This window comes from Alteromonas sp. ABH4_456, assembly GCF_056160645.1.
In genome coordinates this window covers 618,551-639,760 of sequence record NZ_JBSWXO010000001.1, presented here as the reverse complement: position 1 = coordinate 639,760, position 21,210 = coordinate 618,551, and the positions used below count along the sequence as shown (strand labels likewise).

Below are 21,210 nucleotides of genomic sequence, written 5' to 3'. Positions count from 1 at the left end.
CAACATGACGGATCATTCCAGTAAACTGGCCGCACTGCGGTCAGGTATTGACGAGCTCGATGCTGAGCTCGTTTCTTTATTATCCCGGCGGGCAAAACTGACCACTCAAGTTGGTCAAATCAAAGCGGAAACAGGCATGCCTGTGTATGTGCCCGAGCGGGAAAAAGAACTCATTGCCTCAAGACGTGCCGATGCAGAAGCTGCCGGTGTATCGCCTGATTTAACCGAAGATTTACTGCGCAGGATCATGCGTGAGTCTTATCACACCCAGAATAACCGCTACCGCTGTATTAATCCTGATATTCAGCAGGTTGTTATTGTCGGTGGTGCCGGTGCGCTGGGTAAAGTCATCGTCAGTCTGTTTGAAAAGTCCGGTTATCCGGTGGCAGTGGTAGAAAAAGACGACTGGTCAAAACCGGAAACGGAACAGTTTTTTGCGCGGGCAGATCTGGTGATTGTTGCCGTACCTATTACACTGACTGAAGCGGTGATCAGACAACTGGATGCATTGCCTGAACATTGTGTGCTGGCTGACATCACCAGTATTAAAGTCAAGCCTCTGACCACCATGCTGGCGTGCCACAAAGGTCCGGTGGTGGGTTTACACCCCATGTTCGGACCCGATGCGCCCGGTATGATAAAGCAGGTTGTGGTGGTATGTGATGGCAGGGGAGAAGCCAGCTATCAGTGGTTGATTGAGCAAATGCGCACCTGGGGTGCCACTGTTCATCACAGCACGGCAGAAGAGCACGATCGGGCTATGGCCTTTATTCAGGTAATGCGCCACTTCAATACATTTGTTTATGGCGCCCATTTGCAGGGTGAAAACCCGGATCTGGAAACTCTGACAGTATTCAGCTCACCGATTTATCGTCTTGAACTGGCAATGGTAGGCCGCCTGTTCGCTCAGTCGCCGCAACTCTACGCAGACATTATCTTCAATAATCCTGATAACTTTGCGTTGTTAAAGCGTTTTCATGAGCGTTTCGGACAAGCATTATCGTTATTAGAAAAAGGCGATAAACAGGCATTTATCGATGAGTTTGACCGCATTGGCAGCTGGTTCGGAGATTACGCGAAAAAATGTCTTGTCGACAGTAAACAGCTTTTATTAAAAGCCGACGATGATGAGATGTTGAGAAAAAATTAATTATCTTTATTTGATATTTAATTAATAGAAAAAGGTGGACGTTTGTCTGCTTTTTTGTTTTGTATGATATTTAACTCAAATTCGTCGAATTAAAAGGTGATTTTACAATTAATTCAAGGTTAGTGTTCACTATCAATAAAGTTACTGTTTAGTTGGGCTTTATTTAGGTTTCACTGATGTGTGTAAAAATTATTCATCCACTGTCTTTAAAATGTAATTAAAAGTAAAAAATGGAATTTTTGTCGCTATTTCCCCTTTTGTAAATTGATTTACACAGCTGGAATATGATTTATTCCCCGCCGCGATTTCAGTCGCACAAATATAACCATCAATAATCAGAACTTCGTAATTGTCTGATTTCAGATAATGCAAATAGTTCAGGGGAACTAAAAAGTGAACATCAATCCTAAAATCGCCCAATCGATTAAAATTGCATTTGCAATGGGAGCAGCTTCAACCCTTCTAACGACAACACACGCCTTCGCACAGGATACAGCCACAGCTGAACAGCAGGTTGAAAAAGTGCAGGTTACCGGCTCACGCATTAAGCGTACCGACATGGAAACGGCCAGTCCCGTTGCAATCATCAGCGCTGAAGACATTTCTTTAGGCAGCTACACGTCGGTTGAACAGGTTTTACAACAAAGTCCTGCTGCCAGTGGTATGGCAACAGGTGCCGCATCGAACAACGGCGGTGTGGGGGCTGCCCGCATTAACCTGCGTGGTTTAGGCGCCAACCGTACACTGGTACTGGTTAATGGGCGCAGAATGGTAAATTCCGGTACCGGCGCAGACTCTTCGGTTGACCTTAACACTATCCCGCTGGCGGCAATCAAGCGTATTGAAGTACTGAAAGACGGTGCTTCTGCGGTATACGGCTCAGACGCTGTTGCCGGTGTGGTTAACATCATGACAAAAGACGACTTTGAAGGTTTTCAGATTGATGTCGGTTATGCAGGCAGTGATGAGGGTGATGCCAACACAGGTAACATCAGTATTGTAACCGGTGCAGGCGGCGATAAAGGCAATATCGTTCTGGGTATCAGCTATGTTGACCGTGGCTCTGCCATGCAGGGCGACCGTGGTTTCTCTGCCTGTCCTGACAACGATTATGATGCAGAAGGTAACTGCCAGTCAGGCAGTTCCTATGTACCGGGTGGTGCATACAATGCGGGCGACGGCTGGGGAACACTGGACAGTGATAAGAACTTCTCTGAAGGTTACACGCCTTACAACTACTCTGAGCGTTCTTATCTGTACACGCCGCAGGAACGTATCGGCTTATTCGCGAACGGTAATTACAACCTGACTGATGATGCACAGGCATACATGGAATTTTTGTATACCAAGCGTACATCCACGCAGCAAATGGCGCCGTCTCCGATCAGTGCAACCCTGACCGCTGATGCGACAGGTAACCCTTTCGGTGTCGCAACCTCCATGCGTCGTCGTATGACAGAAGTGGGTGACCGGGTTTTCGATCAGACCACAGATACCATCCGTTCAGTCGTCGGATTCCAGGGCTATCTGGATATCGGTAACGGTTTTGACTGGGATGTGTCTTACACCTACGGCCGTAACGATGCCACAGACCGTTCTTCCAATTACATCAACCTGACTAAAATTTATCAGACCATGGACACTGATGTGTGTGACGATGTCACGATTCCTTGTCAGGACTGGTTCGCCACTGAAGGCAACATTACTCAGGAAACTCTGGATTACATCACTTATACCGACCAGGCATCCGGTGGTAACCAGTTTACTTCCTGGAATGTAAACCTGTCGGGAGAGCTTTTTGAACTGCCAGCCGGTTTCGTCGGCTTTGCCGGTGGTGCGGAATACCGTAAAGAGAAAGGCTGGTATCAGCCTGATGCGGTAACTGTTGCAGGTGATGGCAGCGCCTCGGCGCAGGATCCTACATCCGGCGGCTACGACACCACGCAGGTTTACGCAGAATTTGCTGTGCCTTTACTGGCTGACGTCCCCGGAGCAGAAGAGCTGTCTCTTGATGCCGCTATCCGCTGGTTTGATTACAGCACGTTTGATTCTGATATCACCTGGAAGCTGGGTCTGACCTGGCGTGTAAACGAAGATCTGATGTTCCGTGGTGTGGCGTCTACTGCATTCCGTGCACCCACCGTCGATGAACTGTACGGCGGTAACGTGGGTTCCTTCGATTACCTGGTTGATCCGTGCTCAGGCTATGGCAGCCTGGATACCGCGTCAAACGTATATCAGGCTTGTAATGCGCAGATTGGTAACACCTCTTATGCGTACACGGATTCTCAGATTGAGAATACCTACGTGACCATTGATAACCTGAGCCCGGAAGAGGCTGATACTTATACATTAGGTGTGGTGTACAGCCCGTCTTTTGTGGAAGGCTTATCAATGACACTGGATTATTTCACCATTGAATTGAGCAACGCAATTTCCCGTATCGATACACAGTCTTATCTGGACAGCTGTTACGGTGGTGATGAAGAAGCTTGTAGTGTTCTGAGCATCGTCCGTGACGATATCACCGGTAACATTGATTATATGGAATCACCGCTGACTAACGTGGGTACCCTGAAAACCCGTGGTGTTGATGCCAATGTGACCTATAACTTCGACGCACTGGGTCTCAACTGGAACGTTAACTGGGATACCACCCGTCTGCTTGAGTACACCGAAGACAATGTGGAATACACAGGTAAAATCGACGGTAACAACGGTGGATTTGCAGAGTGGAAGTCTAACTTTGCGATTAAAGCCGGTACTGATGACTGGAAGCTGCGCTGGAAGATGCGCTACATCGGTGGCATGACAGACGATTACTATCTGGAATCGTACGGTCTGATGACTGATGTGGGTACTGTGGTGTACCACGATGTTTCAGGTGAATACTACATCAATGATCAGTGGTCAGTGTCTGCCGGTATTGACAACCTGTTTGATAAAACGCCTCCGTACCTCTATTCGTACAACGATATGAACACAGTACCGGAAGTTTACGACGTGCTGGGCCGTTATTTACACGCCCGCATCACTGCACGCTTCTAAGCTTTGTGCAATATGAGTAAAGCAAGTCCTCAAACATGCTTGCTTTACTCTGATTGAACTGCGCAACCGGTCGTCTCCCTGGTACCGTGTTGCGCTTTTTTTTTAGTTAAAAGCTGAATGTGCGGCTGACACTGGCAAATAATCTTGCATCCGCCGTGTCGTAACTCAATGTTGTATCCTCCGCTGCAATCTCAATATCAAAACCATGAAACTGCGTCTGATACGCCACTTTGTAATGCACATAACTGCTGTCACCGGTATCCCACTGATATTTTTCTTCATCCAGTGAATGAGAGTTATCAACTGTCAGCTGTATTGCATGGTTGTCTGCAATACTGAACGTATGGGCGACTTTCCCGATGACATGGTCTGCGCCGGTACCGAAATAATCCCACGAATACCACAGTGTGGTTTCTGTTATACCCAGACGGTGGGTAAAAATCAGTTTTCCGTACATCTCCGGGTAGTTATATTCGCTGGCTGCAGAGCTGCCATAGTAGCTGTAGTAAGCAATACCGAAATCAGCATCTGTTGAATCATTCAGTGACTGATAATAACCGGTGTAAAAATCCAGTTCGCGGTTTGCTGAATCGCCGTAATCCACATTGGATGTCCAGCTGCCCGCATACCAGCCGTTGTCAGCCGCATAGTCGATACTACCCTGAAGGGCCGGATCATTCTGCGTCTGACTTACCCCGTTAAATATGTAATCAGAGGCGCCGGTTACCGTGGCTGACCAGTCCGCCAGCGCGGCTGGTGCAACGGCAAGTGAGCAAATCGCTACCATTTTTGAATATGTAAACTGCATATATTCTCCTTACTGCATGGTTTCGATTTTTTCAAAATCGAGTTCATTTTCTTTCGGTGAGCTGTCTATTTTTCTGACCGGTGTGAATTTCTTGTACAGAATATAGCCCAGACAGCAATAGAACAGGGCAATCACCAGGGCGCCGACCCACTGAATTTTCAGGAAGTCGATTTTGAACAGCATGGTCAGTGCTGCCAGTGCGATGAAGTTCAGGAAGAAGTACTTCCATTTACCCAGTCGTCCAGACGACAGATTCAGGTTGTCGGTATATAAACGAATGAGGGAATCCAGCGAGTTGATCACGAACACAATACCCACAAACACCATGGCGATGTTGCGGATCCCGGTGGTGTCTAAACCGGCCTCGTGATAGTGATACAGCACACCAAACCACAGTGCGATGGGAATCGAGGGGAAGATCAACATCGCTGACAGCACCTGCCAGGTTTTTAAGCCGCCGACGAAGCGGGAAGTAAACTGACCAATCATGATGCTCCAGGCAAACCACCAGAACAGATAAAACGCGTGATAGTTATTCAGCGGGAACAGAAAGTGCTCAATATTTGCGAAATAGCCGCCCAGCAGGGATGTGGCAGCGAAGTATTCTGAAATGTCACTTTTACCCCACAAGAAAGCACCGCCCCACATGAATGCGATGAGCGAGATAAACAACCAGGTCGTAGAAACACTTAAAATTCTGACGTATTTAATATCTGTGCTGCTGTACACCGAAAAAGCGATGGCTGCGAACACGATAAGATAAAACACAGGTACTATGGACTCGCCATCTCCGAGGGACGGCAAATACCATGGCAGGTTTTTAAGAAGCAGGAACGCCGTAAATGCACAGGTACCGATGATCACCATGTTATTGATGAACTTTACCCAGCTGATTTCAAAGAATTTTACCTTCGGCTCGATGACACAAAAGTAAAAACAGGTAACAAAGTAAAAAGCCCAGATGAAGAAGCCCCAGAACCCGAACTCAATGGCGAGAGGGTTGGTAAAGGCATACTCCGGGTTTGCCGGGGTATCGGCATAGGTGCTGAACTCCGTCAATGGAAACATGATCAGTCCTACATCCAGTCCTGAAGTAAACAGAATGGAAATGAAGGTCAGTGTTTTCACCGGCGTCACACCGATCATGGTTAAGTTGCCCCATTTCCACAAAATGAAAACAATGGCGATAAGGGTTAGCGCGATACCGGCGCTTAACCATAAATTCATAGGTTACTCCTGATTGTTCACCGGCGATTCAACGCCCATGACACCCATATCTCTGCTGCGCTGACGTTGCTTCCACTTGAGATCGCCGAGCACATCACGGTTCTCTGAAGCCAATGGTTCATTACCCAAAATCAGATCGGCAGCCCGCTCAGCCACCATGATGGTCGGTGCATTCAGGTTACCGTTAGGAATGGTGGGGAAGATGGACGAGTCAACCACGTGCAGATTAGCGATACCGTGTACCCTGGTTTGCGAGTCGACCACGGCCATATCATCCTCACCCATTCTGCATGAGCAGGAGGGGTGGTAGGCACTTTCCACCGCCCGGCGGACAAATGCATCGATTTCCTCATCAGTCTGCACCTGTTTGCCGGGCTGGATTTCTTCGCCACGGTATTTGTCAAAGGCAGGCTGATTGATGATTTCGCGGGTCAGTCTGACGCAGGCGCGAAAGCCTTCTATGTCATCCTGATGTTGCAGGTAATTAAACTGTATTGCCGGAGCCTGTGACGGATCCGCTGATTTTACATGCACGAATCCACGACTCTTTGGTTTGTTGTGGCCAATGTGCACCTGGAACCCGTCACCTTTCACTGCGCTTTTTCCATCGTAACGCATGGCGGCGGGTAAAAAATGGTATTGCAGATCAGGCCATTCCACACCTTCTTTCGAACGGATAAAGCCGCAGGACTCAAAGTGATTCGTAGCACCGAGGCCATTTTTAAACAGCAGCCAGCGGGCTCCGATCAGGCCTTTTGAAATCCAGTCCAGTTTGCGGTTCAGTGTGACAGGTTCTTTGCAGTAGAACTGAAAATAAAACTCCAGATGGTCCTGCAGGTTTTCTCCCACACCGGGTAAGTGATGTTGACAATCAATACCGGCTTTTTCGAGTACTTCGCGGTTACCGATACCGGATAGTTGCAACAAATGAGGAGATCCGATGGAACCGGCACTGAGAATAACAGCCTTGCTTGCAAATGCTTTTTCAGTGCCGTCTTTGCCGGTGAACTGAATACCTTTTGCGACTTTGCCTTCCAGCAGGACTTTTTCAACAGTCGCCAGGGTCACAATGGTCAGGTTGTCACGGTGCTTAACCGGATCCAGATAAGCCCTTGCGGCAGAGCAACGTTTTCCGCCTTGCACGGTCATGTGCATCGGGCCAAAACCTTCCTGCTGTGCGCCGTTGTAATCGAGCGTTTCTGCATAACCCGCCTGTTTGCCCGCTTCAATGAAAGCGGTATAAAGGGGGTTCTGCATCTGGTTGCCGTTATTTGTTCCCAGCGGGCCGTCTTCTCCGCGGTAGGCGTTGGCACCTTCGTACCAGTCTTCTGCACGTTTAAAATAAGGCAGACAATGTTGATAATCCCATTGCTCAGCACCGTGCTCTGCCCATTCATCAAAATCGCGGGCATGGCCCCGTACGTACACCATTCCGTTTATTGATGATGAGCCACCCAGCACCTTTCCTCTCGGGCAGTGCATTTCACGGTCATCAAGATAAGGCTCCGGTTCCGTGTGAAACTGCCAGGCGTATTTGTCGGTATTCATCGGAATCGACAGGGCAGTGGGCATCTGAATGAAAATGCTTTTATCACTGCCGCCGGTTTCTACCAGTAATACCTTATGCTGCGTATTGGCAGACAAGCGGTTTGCCAGCACACAGCCTGCAGAGCCCGCACCGACGATAATGTAGTCATACTGTTTCATCGTGACTCCTTAAAACGGTGCTTCAAGTGGTGTCATGCCCATGTATACTGATTTTGTCTGGGTATACTGATCAAGGGTTTCGATACCGTTCTCACGGCCGATGCCGGATAGCTTGTAGCCGCCCACAGGCATTTCAGCAGGAGAAGCGCCGTAGTTATTGACCCAGCAAATTCCGGCTTTCAGCAGGTGGATGACACGATGAGCCCGCTGTACATCTTTGGTCATGATGCCTGCTGCCAGGCCCAGAGGGGTGTTATTAGCACGGTCTATCACTTCGTCTTCATCTTTGAAGGTCAGAATACTCATGACAGGGCCGAAGATTTCTTCCCTGCAGATAGTCATGTCGTCCGAACAGTCAGTGAAAATGGTTGGTGCCACGAAATAGCCGTTGGGGGCATCGTCCGGTTGCAACGTCGTGCCGCCGGTGAGCAGTGTCGCGCCTTCAGCTTTTCCTTTTTCGATGTATCCCATCACAAGGTCCTGATGTTTTTTTGAAATCAGGGCGCCGAAATTGACGTCCGGGTTCATCGGGTCGCCGGCTTTGATATTGTTTTCCGTGCGGGTTTTCAGTTCACCGACAAAAGCGTCATAAACACTTTCATGAACAAATACCCGTGTGCAGTTTGTGCATACTTCGCCCTGGGTATAGAAATTCCCCAGCATGGCTGCACTCACAGCCTGAGAAATATCCGCATCGTCAAAAACGATAAGGGGGGACTTGCCACCTAACTCCATGGTGACATCTTTTAAATTGGCGGCAGCGGCTTCCATTACTTTACGGCCCGTGCCTACTTCGCCGGTAAACGACACTTTTTCAATGTCCGGGTGAGTGGTCAGCCAGTTACCTGTGTCGCCGTCACCATGAACCACATTAAACACACCGGCTGGAACGCCGGCTTCTATGTAGACTTTGGCCAGCTCAACCGCTCCCCGCGGTGTTTCTTCTGATGGCTTGAACAGCATGGCATTGCCGGCGGCCACTGCCGGCGCTGATTTCCAGCAGGCGATCTGGATTGGATAATTCCACGCACCAATCCCGGCACAAATGCCCAGAGGTTCTTTTCGGGTGTAGTAGAAATCCCCGCCCAGATCCTGTTGCTGACCAACCTGAACAGGGGCAAGATTGGCGAAGTATTCGATGGCATCAGCACCGGTGACCACATCCACACAATCTGCTTCCTGAATAGGCTTTCCGGTATCCAGTACTTCGTAACGGGCCAGTTCGTCGTTGCGCTCACGCAGAATAGCGACGGCTTTAAGCAGTATTCGTGAACGTGCCATTGCAGTCATAGAGGACCACTGCTTAAAACCTTCTCTGGCACTCTCTATTGCTGCCTGACGGATTGAGTCATCAGCAACTTCAACATCGTAAATGACTTCTCCGGTGGCCGGGTTAGTAACAGAGAAGGTTTCCCCGGACTGGTTACTGACAGGTTTGCCGTGGATAAAATTCAGAAGTCTTTTTTCAGACATTAGATACCTCAGTAAAAATTAAAAATGACGATGACACCGGCCAAAATACGGGTAGCAAAGTACCCCCGCAGTGCAGGTATCATTCAGTTCGAAATCGCGTTATATACTTTCTGAGAGGGTGTTTTGGCTCACTTTCGTTTGAAGTCAAACGGGTGTGATGACGCTTAATTATTATTTAGTGAATTTGAAAGCTTTCTGTATCATATAGATAGCATGCTGAACTTCAGCAGAAAAAAACGCAGTATAAATCGCGGCGCATGGTCGCAGAAATGAGAGGAAAAGGCAAATCAGCCCCTGCACGGGGCTGATTTAAATGTTGGCGATTACTCGCTGTCGATGAGCGCGCTGGCGGCGGCTACTTTTGTCGGACTGACTTCTTCAGTGGGGTAACAACCCAGCACCTTCAGGTAGCGGGTCATCTTTTTCAGGCTCTCAATGGCATTCTGTACCGGTCCGTCTTCCAGATTTCCTTCGAAGTCGATGTAAAACATTTCTTCCCAGGGATTACCCGTGATCGGCCGTGATTCCAGTTTGGTCATATTAAGCTGGTTGTCTTTGAGCACTGTCAGTGCTTCAACGAGAGCCCCCGGCTTCTGTACCGTAGACATAATAATCGTGGTCTTTGCCGGAACCTGTAACGGTACTTTTACCGGATCTCTGGATACAACAAAGAAGCGGCTGTGGTTCTCTTTCTGATTTGCCAGATTAGACTTAATAGCCATTAATCCGTAAAGATTTCCGCCGGCTTCACTGCCGATAGCAGCCACATCGTCACGTTGTAACTCACTGACAGTCAGCATAGCTGAAGAGGTAGCATCCATGGTTTTCACTTCAACATTGCCCAGTTCCGCGAGGAAATGGCTGCACTGAGTAAATACCTGAGGGTGGGCATACAAGGTTTTAATTTTGCTGAGACTGGTGTCTTTAGCTACCAGTAAGCTGTGGCGGACAGGGTGGGTAAGTTCACCAATGATACTCAGGTGAGTGTGTTGCAGCTGGTCATAAACTTCATTGATGCTGCCTGAGCTGGTGTTTTCAATGGGTAGTACAGCGTAATCAGCTTCATTACTTTCTACTTTCTGAACAATTTCAGCAAAGCTCTGGCAGCCCATTTCCATCAGTTCACCGGGCCGGCGGGAGAAATATTTTTGTGTTGCCAGATAGCTGTAAGACCCTTTATCACCCAGAAAAGCGACACGGTTAAGCGGCAGGCTGCTGCCGGGATTCGCCCGTTCAGCCAGCATGGCTTGCTGATTCAGTACACTGTCTTCAATAATGACGTGAAAAATTTGGGTAACGTAGTGGGGGTCCAGGCCAGCGTTCCGGCCTTCTTTGATTAAACGGATAAGCAGTTGTTCTTCCCGTTTAACATCTCTCACCGGAATGTGGTGGCGGATTTTCGTTTCTGCTACTTCATTGGTCAGCTGACGCCGCTCGGCCAGAAGGGTTAACAACTGGCTGTCCAGTTCGGTAATGCGTTTTCGTATTGCGTCTAAAGCGGGTTCTGACATAGTTCTACACTCGTATTCGTGGCAAAAAAAAACCTCCCGTGCGGGAGGTTTATACACACAGCGCATCCTCCCTCAAATGAAGGTGATAAAACCAAAAAAGAATGCGTTAGTGTGCTTTATATTCGTTTTCATATGCCCGACTTTATGACGATGACCGGTGAGTGTCAATAGTTTTATACAGTTTTGCACCGGTCGTTATCACCGTTCATCTTCAATCTTAGTGCCGGTTGTGCTAACAGCACCGGGGTTTACCGGTTACTCGCCTAGAAGGGCTGCCAGCATAGCCCGCACTTCGGTGGGTTCGAAGGGTTTATCACACAGGGCATTAACCCCGGTTTGCTGAATGTTCGCCATGTGCATACTGTCCTGAGACTCAGATGTCACCATGATAATCGGAATATGCGCAGTTTCCGGATTAAAGCGGATAAATTCAGATAATTCACGGCCGTCCATTTCCGGCATGTTGTAGTCTGTCACTACCAAATCAAATTCGGCATCTTTGATATGCGTCAGGGCCATGGCACCGTTTTCTGCTTCAGTGATCTTCTTCAGACCCATTCCTTCCAGCACCCGGCGGATATGATTGCGGGCCAGACGGCTGTCATCAACCAGCAGCACGCGGACTTCATGCACGTCGAACAATTCCAGTTCAAGCTCATCGTGATTAATTAAATCTAAACTTGCGTTCAGTGCCCGGGATAGGTGAATGGGTTCGAAAGGCTTAGGCAAAATCGCGGCTACCCCTGCCTGTTTAAATTCTTCCAGTTTCACAGTACGGCTTTCGCTGGACACCAGCATGAAAGGAATGGATGCATATTCCTGATGACTTTTAATGAATTTTAATAACTCAATGGCGGTGCCGTCTTCAAAATACATGGCACTGACAACCAAATCTGCACTGTGGGATTCGATAGCGTCGCGGGCTTCTTTGATTGAACTGACAGCGTCAATTTCTCTGACGTTTTCCTTGAGTAACAGGTTTGTAATTATTTTTCGTTGTGTATCTGAAGGTTCGACCAGCACTATGTGCAAGTCAGAGATTGAAAGCTTTTCCATTTTTTCTCACCTGACGTCACTATTGAATGAGACTAATTGTAGTAAGGATTCGGTTTATCCACCGGCCAGTTTAACGGTATATTGTTTGTCCTGAAGTAAAGTCCGCAGTTTTTCGCGGTCATCAGTTTGCACTTCTATCAGGCCTTCTTTTACTGCGCCACCGCAGCCGCATTTCTTCTTCAGCTCGGTACACAAGGCCTTCAGGGCTTTTGCATCCAGGTCCAGACCGTGGATAACAGATACACCTTTACCTTTGCGTCCTTTTGTTTCACGGTGAATTCTGACCACACCATCTTTGGAAGATGAGCGGGTCATTTGTGGTTTCGATTCCTGAACACGTCCACCGTCGGTACTGTATACTAATTTTGAGTCTTGCATATGTATGTCTCTGATTACGTTTGTATGGCACCGTACGGGTGATTTAGTCTTTAGTCTAATATCAGTGCGCTTTTCGCTATTTCCGCATGCATCTCAGTACGTTAGTGTGCCTGTTAAGGTAATGATAAGAAATATTACAAGGAAATCCCAATGGATTCCGGCTTTTTCCGTTGTTTATGTTTTATAAACGGTTAATAACGGACTACGCTTAAACAAGGTTTAATCAAAGGAAGAATGAATGACAATTACAGCTGGTTTATCTGATGATGGCGTCACCTGGGTAATCGAAATGGACGATAAATTTGATTTCGGCAAGGTGCAGGAATTCAGAGATGCGTATATGTCGCTACCTCAAACTGTTGAAACCGTAGAAGTCGATTTGGGCAAAACGGAATACATGGACAGTTCGGCTCTTGGCATGTTGCTCAACATGCAGAAAACACTGGCAGACAAATCGCTGAAATACAAAATAACCCATTGTCGTCCTCAGGTCGGGCGCATCTTAACTATCTCCCGGTTCGACAAGAAATTTGCCATTTCCTGATAAGCGGAAAGGCTCAAAGCCATGAAAATTCTGATTGTCGATGACGAGTCGCTGAACCGCTTTTTGCTTCTGCACATGCTGGAAGAAGAGGGGTACACTGATTGCTACGAAGCGAAAAATGGTGCAGAAGCACTGGAGATGGCCTCACGGCTTAAGCCTGATCTTATTTTGCTTGATGTGATCATGCCCCAGATGAACGGATACGAGGTCGCTCCCCATTTAAAGCAAATGTATGGTGACAGCTATCTGCCGGTGATTTTCATCACTTCACTGGACGATAAAGAGAGTCTGGCCCGTTGTCTTGAAGTGGGTGGTGATGACTTTGTCGCCAAGCCTTTTGATAAAGTCATTCTGGCAGCGAAAATCCGTGCTCACGGGCGTATCAGGCAACTCAGCAATAAAATTGAATTGCAGAACCGTGCTTTACGGTATTTTCAGCAGAATGTTGACCGCGAACATACTATTGTTGAGCATATTTTTAATAATGCCATTGTAAACAAGTCTGACATCACCGCTTTCTTCGATTTCGATTTGTCACCGGCGGCGGTGTTTAACGGAGATGTGTTTCTGTGTGAAGCCAGTCCTGCCGGCGGCGTGTATTTCATGGTGGGTGACTTCACCGGTCATGGTCTTGCATCTGCTATCGGTGTGCTGCCTGTCAGCCGGTCTTTCCGTTCTATGGCCAGGCGTGGTCTTTCTGTCGGAGAAATGGCGGCAAAACTGAATACCACCTTATTATCTTTACTTCCGGCAGATATGTTTTGTGCCGCTGTCATTGTGGAAATAGATGCCAGCGGCAAGCGGTTTTCCGTCTGGAATGGCGGCATGCCTCAGTTATTGCTGAAGGAAGCTGGCACACGCCGGGTGCGCACCTTACCGCCAAGGCATATGGCTTTGGGTATCCTCGAGTCTGATGAATTTGAAGATGACTGTGAGGTGTTCGAAGCGGCAGAGGGAGACCAGCTACTGGTCTACACCGACGGATTGATGGAGGTGATGAATGCTGCCGGAGAAATGGCTGACGAACAGGGCGTTATTAAGTGGTTTTCCGCACAGGCAAAGGTAACTTCACAATATTTGCATGACAGGGCAGTGAATTACCGTGGCGACCTGCAGCAGGCCGACGACATGACCATTGTGTTGTATACCTGTCAGTCACTGGCAACAGTGAAAAATGACTTTATCCTCAATGAGCTGCCTTACAGCATCAGTCTGTCTCTCAGCGGAGCAGAGCTTAAAAATCAGCATATCGTACCGTCGCTTATCGAAATGATAAATTCTCAACCCGGTATGACGTTGCTGCGTTCAGATCTTTACACTGTACTTTCGGAGATGTTCAATAACGCACTCGAGCATGGCATTCTGAAACTGGACTCTGCGTTAAAATCCTCACCGGACGGCTTTCTGGAGTATTATCAGGCGCGGGAAATCAGGCTTAAACAACTGCAGGAAGGCTCGGTCAGTTTTTTAATTCAGTTTCTGCCCAAAGATGCTGCACTGGATATCACAATCAGCGATTCCGGAGAGGGGTTTGATTATACAGCGCCGGCAAATACCGGGGAAGACAACAGTTTTGGCAGAGGGCTGACACTCCTCAACGAGCTTTGTGAGCAGGTGACTTACTCAGGTAACGGCAACGCTCTGAAGGTACGGTTGTCTGTTGACCGGTAATTTATCGCCGGCGCTTGCTTGCTTATCTCACGGGGTGAAACATTCTGGTTGAAAACGCGTATAAACAGTTAAACGTCCAAACCGGAATATCACATGTTAAAAGCCGTACTTGATTTGTTCAGGGATAACCCGTCAGACAAACCGCAAACCCATACAACAGAACTGGCCACCGCCGTGTTGCTGAGTGAAATTATTCGCGCAGATCGCGAAGCAGACCCCAGGGAACTTGAGGCATACCGCGCCTTGCTGGAAAGGCAGTTTTCTCTGGATGCTGATGAGCTGAACGCATTAATGAACGAAGGTCAGACGTCGGCAGAAGAAGCGGTCGATATGGTGCAGTTCACACATGTTATTAATCAAAAGTGTAATATTGATGAAAAGCAGGCTATTCTAACGGGCTTATGGGAAGTGGCCTATGCCGATAAAAATATTGCTCCTGTTGAAGAGCATACCATCAGACGTATAGCCGACTTATTACATTTACCTCACAGCCAGTTTATTAAAACAAAGCTTTCCGTTACGGAACAGTCTGCCGGTTGAGCAGTTTGCATAGCTGAGTCGTCCGACTGGTGTAAACAATCAGGCAGGTTAGTTTGTTCCGGTCCATGAAGTTGCCGTTGACGTTGCTGATATCTGTAGCAGTAGCGGCGTCTGTAATCGTTGTCTACATCGTGTCGCTGAACGCGCAGCAAGCCCGTGTTACCTCCATGCAGCATGAGCAGTTGTCTGCCCTCGTGCAGAATGTGGCGGCCCGCCTGGAGCCGGCACAGGGTAACCGTGACATCGATGGCGAAGTAGCACGAAAGGAACTTGCTCTGCAGTTATCACACCGTCAGGTCACTGCGGCTTTCGTATTTGATTTAAGAAAAAACCTCATCACCTCTTCGGTTAAACAGAATAACCTGGCCAGTGACTCCTTTGCTGCCACATTGCCTGCTGGCATTCAGGTGGCTGACGGACTTATGTATGCCGTTGCCAATATCGGTAAAGAGCCTTATCTGACTGGCAGAGTGGTGATGGTCAGTGATATGAACGGGCTGCTGGCGCAGTCGCAGAAGACATTATTTTTCTCTGTCATTCCCTGGCTTGCCGGCACCATCTTTCTCACCGTGATTGTCGCGCTGCTGGTAAGCCGCAGATTGCTCAGACCGCTGCAGGCCCTGATCGAATTTACCCGTGATATCGCCAGAGACAAAGACTACTCAAAGCGATTTTCTGATAAACATAATCACGAGGTCGCCAGGCTGGGCACCAGTATCAACAGTTTTCTCGATACAATCGAAGTCGAACTGATCATCAATAAAGAACAGAACGATACGCTGGTGGAACAGCAGCAAACAATGATGCGGCTGGCGAATTACGACAGCCTCACAGGACTCCCTAACCGGCAATTTGTGGTGGATAACCTCAGGCTTGAGCTGGCCCGTGTAAGACGCACCAAAGATGATTTGGCACTGGTTTTCTTTGATCTCGACGGATTCAAAGGGATTAATGACTCGCTGGGACATGAAACCGGTGATCTGATCCTGATAGAAGTGGCAGACCGTGTGGTGAACCTGTTGCGGGAAGGCGATTTAATTGCACGGCTGGGCGGTGATGAATTTATCATTGTGCCTGACAGGGATGTGTCGGATGCAAGCCTGAAAAATCTGGCGGATAAACTGGTCAGCGCATTTACCGAACCCTTCATGCTGAGAGGTCTGGCGTTGACCGTTGGTGTCAGTGTGGGGATTGCCAGAGCCAGTGATGCGGAGTACGAGCTCAGTCAGTTAATGAGTAATGCTGACCTTGCCATGTACCGATCTAAAGCGAAAGGACGCGGGACTTACACATTATTCACCATTGATATGGTTGAATCGTACAAGCGTAAAATGTCTATTGCTAACAGCATTGACGGTGCCATCCGGCAGGATGAATTTCTGGTTTACTATCAGCCCAAAATTAGTCAGCAGGGTGAAATTATCGGCCTTGAGGCGCTGATACGCTGGCAGCATCCTGAATTTGGTCTGGTGATGCCATCAGAGTTTATTCCCATTGCAGAGCAGGGCGGTAAAATATCGGCCATCACCCAGTGGATGATTGAACGGGTATGTATGGAGCTGCCCGATTTGCAAATGCTGATCTCCCGAAAATTTAAAGTTGCAATCAATCTGTCCGGCCACGATTTACGCCACACCGGATTGTTCGACGATATCTACGGGTTATTCGAACGTTATCAGGTGAATCCTGAGTATTTCGAATTTGAAGTCACCGAATCCGCCTATCTGGAAAACTTTGCTTTTGCTGATAAGTTCTTTAAGCGTCTCAGCAATCTCGGTTGTGCTATTTCTCTGGATGATTTTGGTACCGGTTATTCATCGTTAAGTTACCTCACGCAAATCACCATCGATACGCTTAAGGTTGATCGTCAGTTTATCCGTGAACTGGACACCTCTGAGCGCTCACGGCTGGTAACCGGTACCATCATTGATCTGGCTAAACGACTGGCACTAACCGTATGTGCCGAAGGTATAGAGCACCCCGGTCAATGGGCGTATCTGATTGAGCATGGCTGTGATCATGTTCAGGGGTACTTGTTCAGCAAGCCTGTACCCCTCTCCAAACTGCTGACTATTGACCAAAATTATCTGCATTTATTAAATGCTCCGGATGCGGCGCAGGGATAAAAATTTGCGCCGCCAGTGTAGATAATTTGCAACACTTGCAACTTCTTATTCGTAGTGTTAAACCGCAAGTTACTGATTTTGTTGGTTAATGGTATTTTGGCACTACTTGTGCAATCTCCTGTTTAACGTGAGCTTCTGTATAACCGGACGGGTCTCAGTCCTTTACATCCGCTCACAACCCGCGAGCACAGGAGCCCGCGAGCACAGGAGGTTGTTATGAAGCGAATTGAGAAAGTATTTTTATTGTTATTTACCATTATTGCTGTTCAGGCTGTCGCTGTTGCAGAGGCCAATGCCGGTGAAGCATGGATGTCTGAACTGGATGAAGATCAGGACGGTTATATCTCCCTTAAAGAGGCTGTTGCTGACACCCGTTTGTTACGTCTTTTCAGTCGCATTGACGATAATGCAGATGGTCAGTTGAGCATTGATGAACTGAAAGCCAGTGAGGAAGTAGAATTACTCGGCATGCGCGCATCTGCTAAATAATCTTTTTAACGATGGCACAGGGTATTTGGTGCCATCATCTATTGCGGCATTGAAAGGGGTATGCGATCCTGAAAAACCGGACTTTATTTAGTGATCGAATTTTGCGAGTTGGTTCCCTCAGACAACTTACGTTAGGTAGTTTCTTACTTGCGCTGGTTCCCCTTATAGCACTGCTTTGGCAAAGCCAGAGCGATCTTGCCAAAGTCAGCAGGATGACCACCAAAGAGACACGTTTCGTCGTGACGGTCGTGGGTTACCTGCAAAATCTGGACGGTGCTGCCATCGATCTGGAACGTACCCTCCGTCAGTACGCCATTATCGAGAACGCCACCGTCGCTGATTTAACTGACAATGCAATTGCTCAGTTTGCCAGCGCGCAAAGCAAGCTCTGCGGTATCGTTCCGGCGAGTGAAAATTGCGGGCTGCTGAAAAAGCAAATTGAGCAATTACGAAATTTCCGCACTATTAACGATCAGCTTTTACTGAATGCGTATCTCGCTTCATTAAGTAACGGTGTTACAGCCATCCGTAAAGACGTGGACAAGGCTATTCAAACCCGTCTGGCTGTGCAGCAGGAAGACATGACTGATATGCAGGCCAAGCAGGCATGGTCGACGGCGCTGCTGGTCAGTGTGTCATTGTTGCTGATTTTGCTCGGCAGCCAGTTGATTGTGAATCCGGTGCGCAAGCTCAAGCAAATCATTCAGATCCTCGCCCATCAGCGTGGTGAGCTGCCGCCATTGTCTACGAAGGCGCCCTACGAATTAATTGGGGTAGAAAGAGATCTTCATTGGCTGGCGGAACGTTTACAGCAGCTTGAACATATCCGCACTGCGCTTTTGCGACATGCCGCCCACGAACTTAAAACGCCGCTGGCAAGCATTAAAGAAGGGTGTAGTTTGCTTTCTGAGAATGTTGTCGGTGAGCTGAATCCCCAGCAGGTTGAAGTACTGTCTTTGCTCAGTTCCAGTACCCAGCGCCTGAATACGCTGGTAGAAAAGCTGCTGGATTACAACCTGCTTCTGCAGCAGGCTGAACCCAAATTTACGGACATCAATCCGCAGGATTCGGTCAGAGATTGTATCGAAGATTACGCCCTGGCACTGCAGGACCGTGAGGTTACTGTGGATGTAACAGTAGAAACCATTAGTGTCGACGAGGAGTTGTATCGTCGTATACTTGATAATCTGGTATCGAATGCTGTGGCACACGGTGCAATAGGCAGACCTATTTCCGTCAGAATTTATCAACAGGAGGAGGTAGCAGTACTTGATGTAGCTAACCGGGGGAAAAAGATTCCGCCGGAAAAAGTGGGTAAACTTTTTGAACCGTTTACCCGGGGTGACGATCCAAGAAACGACAATGTCATTGGTACGGGTTTGGGCCTGTCCATTGTTTCAGACTGTGCCCGTTTGATGCACGGCGATGTGTCTGTTGTTGATGTAGATTATGCCGATGTCTGTTTTAGAGTAAGCATTCCGCAGAAGGAAAAACGTTAATGAAAATCAAATTATTGCTGCCACTGGCCGCCATGCTGGGTGGATGTGCAGCGATAGAAGGGAATGAGTCTGCACCAGTTATTCCGGTCGAGGAAAACACGGTCGCACCGCAACTGGTGGAGAGTGATTCCCTTTGTCTGGTAGAAAAAGACACAGAATCTTTTGAGCACCAGTGCGATTTGCTCTATTGGGTGAACCTGTGGGTTCAGGCCGACAATACCCGCTGGCCTGTGCGCAGAGATGCCATCGCCGGGTTGTCCGATTCCACAGAGGATAAAATTAAAAAAATCATTTTATCACTGCCTGTAGACACCCCTTATCAGAGTCGCCTTCGTGCCCGGCACTGGCTGACTGAAGTGAAGGATAAGCTGACGCCGGATATGCAAACCGTGGTGGCCACTATTGTTAATGCCCCCAACGATGAAATGCTTGAGCTTGAATCGGCAATGGTGATCTTAAACCGCGTGAACACCGATAAAGAAAAGCAGTTGCAGATGCTTGAAAAAGAACTGGAATCACAAACAAAGAAGATGGAAGAGTTGCTTAAAGTTGAAGCAACGCTGATGGATAAAAACAGGAGTACGCAGCGATGAATGAATCCGGAGCGCGAAACGCCAGATTATTGCTCGTTGACGACGATAAAAGTTTACTTCGCCTGCTGACCATTCGCCTTGAAGGCGAAGGATATCAGGTCACGGCGGTGGAAGATGGTCAGGCGGCATTACGCAAAATTCGTAGTGATGACTACGACGTGGTGTTGTCTGATTTACGTATGCCGGGCCTTGATGGTCTGAGCTTATTTGAAGAAATCATGGGGGTCCGTAAGGATATTCCTGTGATATTGATGACAGCCCACGGTACGATTTCTGACGCCGTTGCGGCAACCCAGCGTGGTGTGTTCGGCTTTTTGCCTAAGCCGGTGGATCACGATGAATTACGCAAGTTATTGCAAAAAGCCCTGAGTCAGTCGTTATCTGTTCAGCCGGAAGAGTGGTGCAAAGATATCATCACCCGTGCACCGGAAATGACCAGTGTGATGGACCAGGCTTTCCGTATTGCCCAGCGTGAAGTGAGTGTGCTTATCAGTGGTGCCAGCGGTACCGGTAAAGAACTGCTGGCGAATGCTATTCATCGTGCCAGTAACCGTCGTGACAAGCCGTTTATTGCCATTAACTGTGGTGCATTGCCGGAAAACCTGCTGGAGTCAGAATTGTTTGGTCATGCAAAAGGCGCCTTTACCGGTGCGGTGCATGCAAATCCCGGTTTGTTCCGTGAAGCGGATGGCGGTACCTTGTTCCTTGATGAAATTGGCGACATGCCAATGACGTTACAGGTCAAATTGCTGCGTGCTTTGCAGGAACGTCAAATCCGGCCTGTGGGCAGTGCTAAACACGTAGACATCGACGTACGTATTATTTCTGCAACACACAAAGATTTGCATAAAGAAATGGAAGAGGGCAGCTTCCGTGAAGATTTGTACTATCGTCTTAACGTGGTGAATCTGAAACTACCTTCCCTGAAAGAGCGCAGTGAAGACATTCCGTTGCTCGCCCGTACATTGCTTCAGCAAAGCGGTCAGCGTCACGGTGTGAATGTGACGCAGTTTTCTGATGATGCCATGCAGCTACTGGTGAAATCAGAATGGCCCGGTAACGTGCGGCAACTGGTTAACGTGGTTGAGCAATGTGTGGCGCTGACACAAACGCCGGTGATCCCGCTGCATCTGGTGCAACAGGCGCTGTCGGCTACCCGCCAGAGCTGGCCAACACTGACCGAAGCCCGTGATGCATTTGAACAGAAGTATCTGCACAAATTATTGAAAATGACCGATGGCAACGTGACCCGTGCAGCCGAGCTGGCCGGTCGTAACCGTACCGATATGCACAAGCTGATGAAAAAACATGAGCTTGATGCCGGTGATTTCCGCTAGAAGCCGGTAACTTCACCAACATTATTTTCTGATAATGCCCCGCCGCACTCTGT

17 protein-coding genes are annotated in these 21,210 nt (G+C 48.3%); 10 read left to right on the top strand and 7 right to left on the bottom strand.

All coding sequences use genetic code 11. From position 1 onward, the window contains the following. The first annotated feature begins 4 nt into the window (after positions 1–4). Positions 5–1,150 (top strand): bifunctional chorismate mutase/prephenate dehydrogenase, encoded by a 1,146-nt coding sequence (tyrA, locus tag ACXAG2_RS02990; RefSeq protein WP_474864405.1) that lies wholly within the window; start codon positions 5–7, stop codon positions 1,148–1,150. A 393-nt stretch (positions 1,151–1,543) separates the two neighbouring features. Continuing rightward, on the top strand, positions 1,544–4,198 hold the full coding sequence (locus tag ACXAG2_RS02985) for a TonB-dependent receptor plug domain-containing protein (RefSeq protein ID WP_474864404.1): 2,655 nt from the start codon (positions 1,544–1,546) through the stop codon (positions 4,196–4,198). A 106-nt stretch (positions 4,199–4,304) separates the two neighbouring features. Here the strand turns inward: ACXAG2_RS02985 and ACXAG2_RS02980 are convergent, their stop codons facing one another. The 7 genes from ACXAG2_RS02980 to yciH form a co-directional block, all read right to left on the bottom strand. Further along, a complete protein-coding gene (locus ACXAG2_RS02980; RefSeq protein WP_474864402.1) occupies positions 4,305–5,006 on the bottom strand; it encodes a TorF family putative porin in 702 nt (233 codons plus the stop codon). Between the two features lie 9 nt (positions 5,007–5,015). Continuing rightward, positions 5,016–6,233 (bottom strand): BCCT family transporter, encoded by a 1,218-nt coding sequence (locus tag ACXAG2_RS02975; RefSeq protein ID WP_474864400.1) that lies wholly within the window; start codon positions 6,231–6,233, stop codon positions 5,016–5,018. Between the two features lie 3 nt (positions 6,234–6,236). Beyond that, entirely contained in the window at positions 6,237–7,940 is a 1,704-nt protein-coding gene (betA, locus tag ACXAG2_RS02970) for a choline dehydrogenase (protein WP_474864399.1), read from the bottom strand. A 9-nt stretch (positions 7,941–7,949) separates the two neighbouring features. Then, positions 7,950–9,413, bottom strand: a complete 1,464-nt coding sequence (gene betB / locus ACXAG2_RS02965) for a betaine-aldehyde dehydrogenase (RefSeq protein WP_474864397.1) — start codon at positions 9,411–9,413, stop codon at positions 7,950–7,952. A 323-nt stretch (positions 9,414–9,736) separates the two neighbouring features. Beyond that, entirely contained in the window at positions 9,737–10,924 is a 1,188-nt protein-coding gene (gene pheA, locus ACXAG2_RS02960) for a prephenate dehydratase (RefSeq protein WP_119500799.1), read from the bottom strand. A gap of 255 nt (positions 10,925–11,179) precedes the next feature. After that, positions 11,180–11,980, bottom strand: a complete 801-nt coding sequence (locus ACXAG2_RS02955; RefSeq protein WP_474864395.1) for a response regulator — start codon at positions 11,978–11,980, stop codon at positions 11,180–11,182. 54 nt (positions 11,981–12,034) lie between these two features. Continuing rightward, on the bottom strand, positions 12,035–12,358 hold the full coding sequence (gene yciH / locus ACXAG2_RS02950) for a stress response translation initiation inhibitor YciH (RefSeq protein ID WP_474864393.1): 324 nt from the start codon (positions 12,356–12,358) through the stop codon (positions 12,035–12,037). Positions 12,359–12,596: 238 nt separating this feature from the next. Here yciH and ACXAG2_RS02945 point away from each other — a divergent pair, with 238 nt between their 5' ends. The 8 genes from ACXAG2_RS02945 to ACXAG2_RS02910 all read left to right on the top strand — a co-directional run bounded on the left by ACXAG2_RS02945 (position 12,597) and on the right by ACXAG2_RS02910 (position 21,157). Beyond that, entirely contained in the window at positions 12,597–12,902 is a 306-nt protein-coding gene (locus ACXAG2_RS02945; protein ID WP_474864392.1) for an STAS domain-containing protein, read from the top strand. A 21-nt stretch (positions 12,903–12,923) separates the two neighbouring features. Continuing rightward, on the top strand, positions 12,924–14,573 hold the full coding sequence (locus ACXAG2_RS02940; protein WP_474864391.1) for an ATP-binding SpoIIE family protein phosphatase: 1,650 nt from the start codon (positions 12,924–12,926) through the stop codon (positions 14,571–14,573). 93 nt (positions 14,574–14,666) lie between these two features. Beyond that, positions 14,667–15,113, top strand: a complete 447-nt coding sequence (locus ACXAG2_RS02935) for a tellurite resistance TerB family protein (protein ID WP_474864390.1) — start codon at positions 14,667–14,669, stop codon at positions 15,111–15,113. 65 nt (positions 15,114–15,178) lie between these two features. After that, the gene (locus ACXAG2_RS02930) at positions 15,179–17,239 is read left to right on the top strand and encodes a putative bifunctional diguanylate cyclase/phosphodiesterase (protein ID WP_474864389.1); all 2,061 of its coding nucleotides are present in this window, start codon (positions 15,179–15,181) and stop codon (positions 17,237–17,239) included. A gap of 216 nt (positions 17,240–17,455) precedes the next feature. Continuing rightward, positions 17,456–17,728, top strand: a complete 273-nt coding sequence (locus tag ACXAG2_RS02925; protein WP_474864387.1) for an EF-hand domain-containing protein — start codon at positions 17,456–17,458, stop codon at positions 17,726–17,728. Positions 17,729–17,826: 98 nt separating this feature from the next. Then, complete coding sequence (locus ACXAG2_RS02920; protein ID WP_474864462.1) at positions 17,827–19,227, top strand: sensor histidine kinase; 1,401 nt, start codon at positions 17,827–17,829, stop codon at positions 19,225–19,227. Beyond that, positions 19,227–19,820 (top strand): hypothetical protein, encoded by a 594-nt coding sequence (locus tag ACXAG2_RS02915; protein ID WP_119500808.1) that lies wholly within the window; start codon positions 19,227–19,229, stop codon positions 19,818–19,820. Before ACXAG2_RS02920 ends, ACXAG2_RS02915 begins: the two co-directional genes overlap by 1 nt. Beyond that, on the top strand, positions 19,817–21,157 hold the full coding sequence (locus ACXAG2_RS02910) for a sigma 54-interacting transcriptional regulator (protein WP_119500809.1): 1,341 nt from the start codon (positions 19,817–19,819) through the stop codon (positions 21,155–21,157). Before ACXAG2_RS02915 ends, ACXAG2_RS02910 begins: the two co-directional genes overlap by 4 nt. Positions 21,158–21,210: the final 53 nt, after the last annotated feature.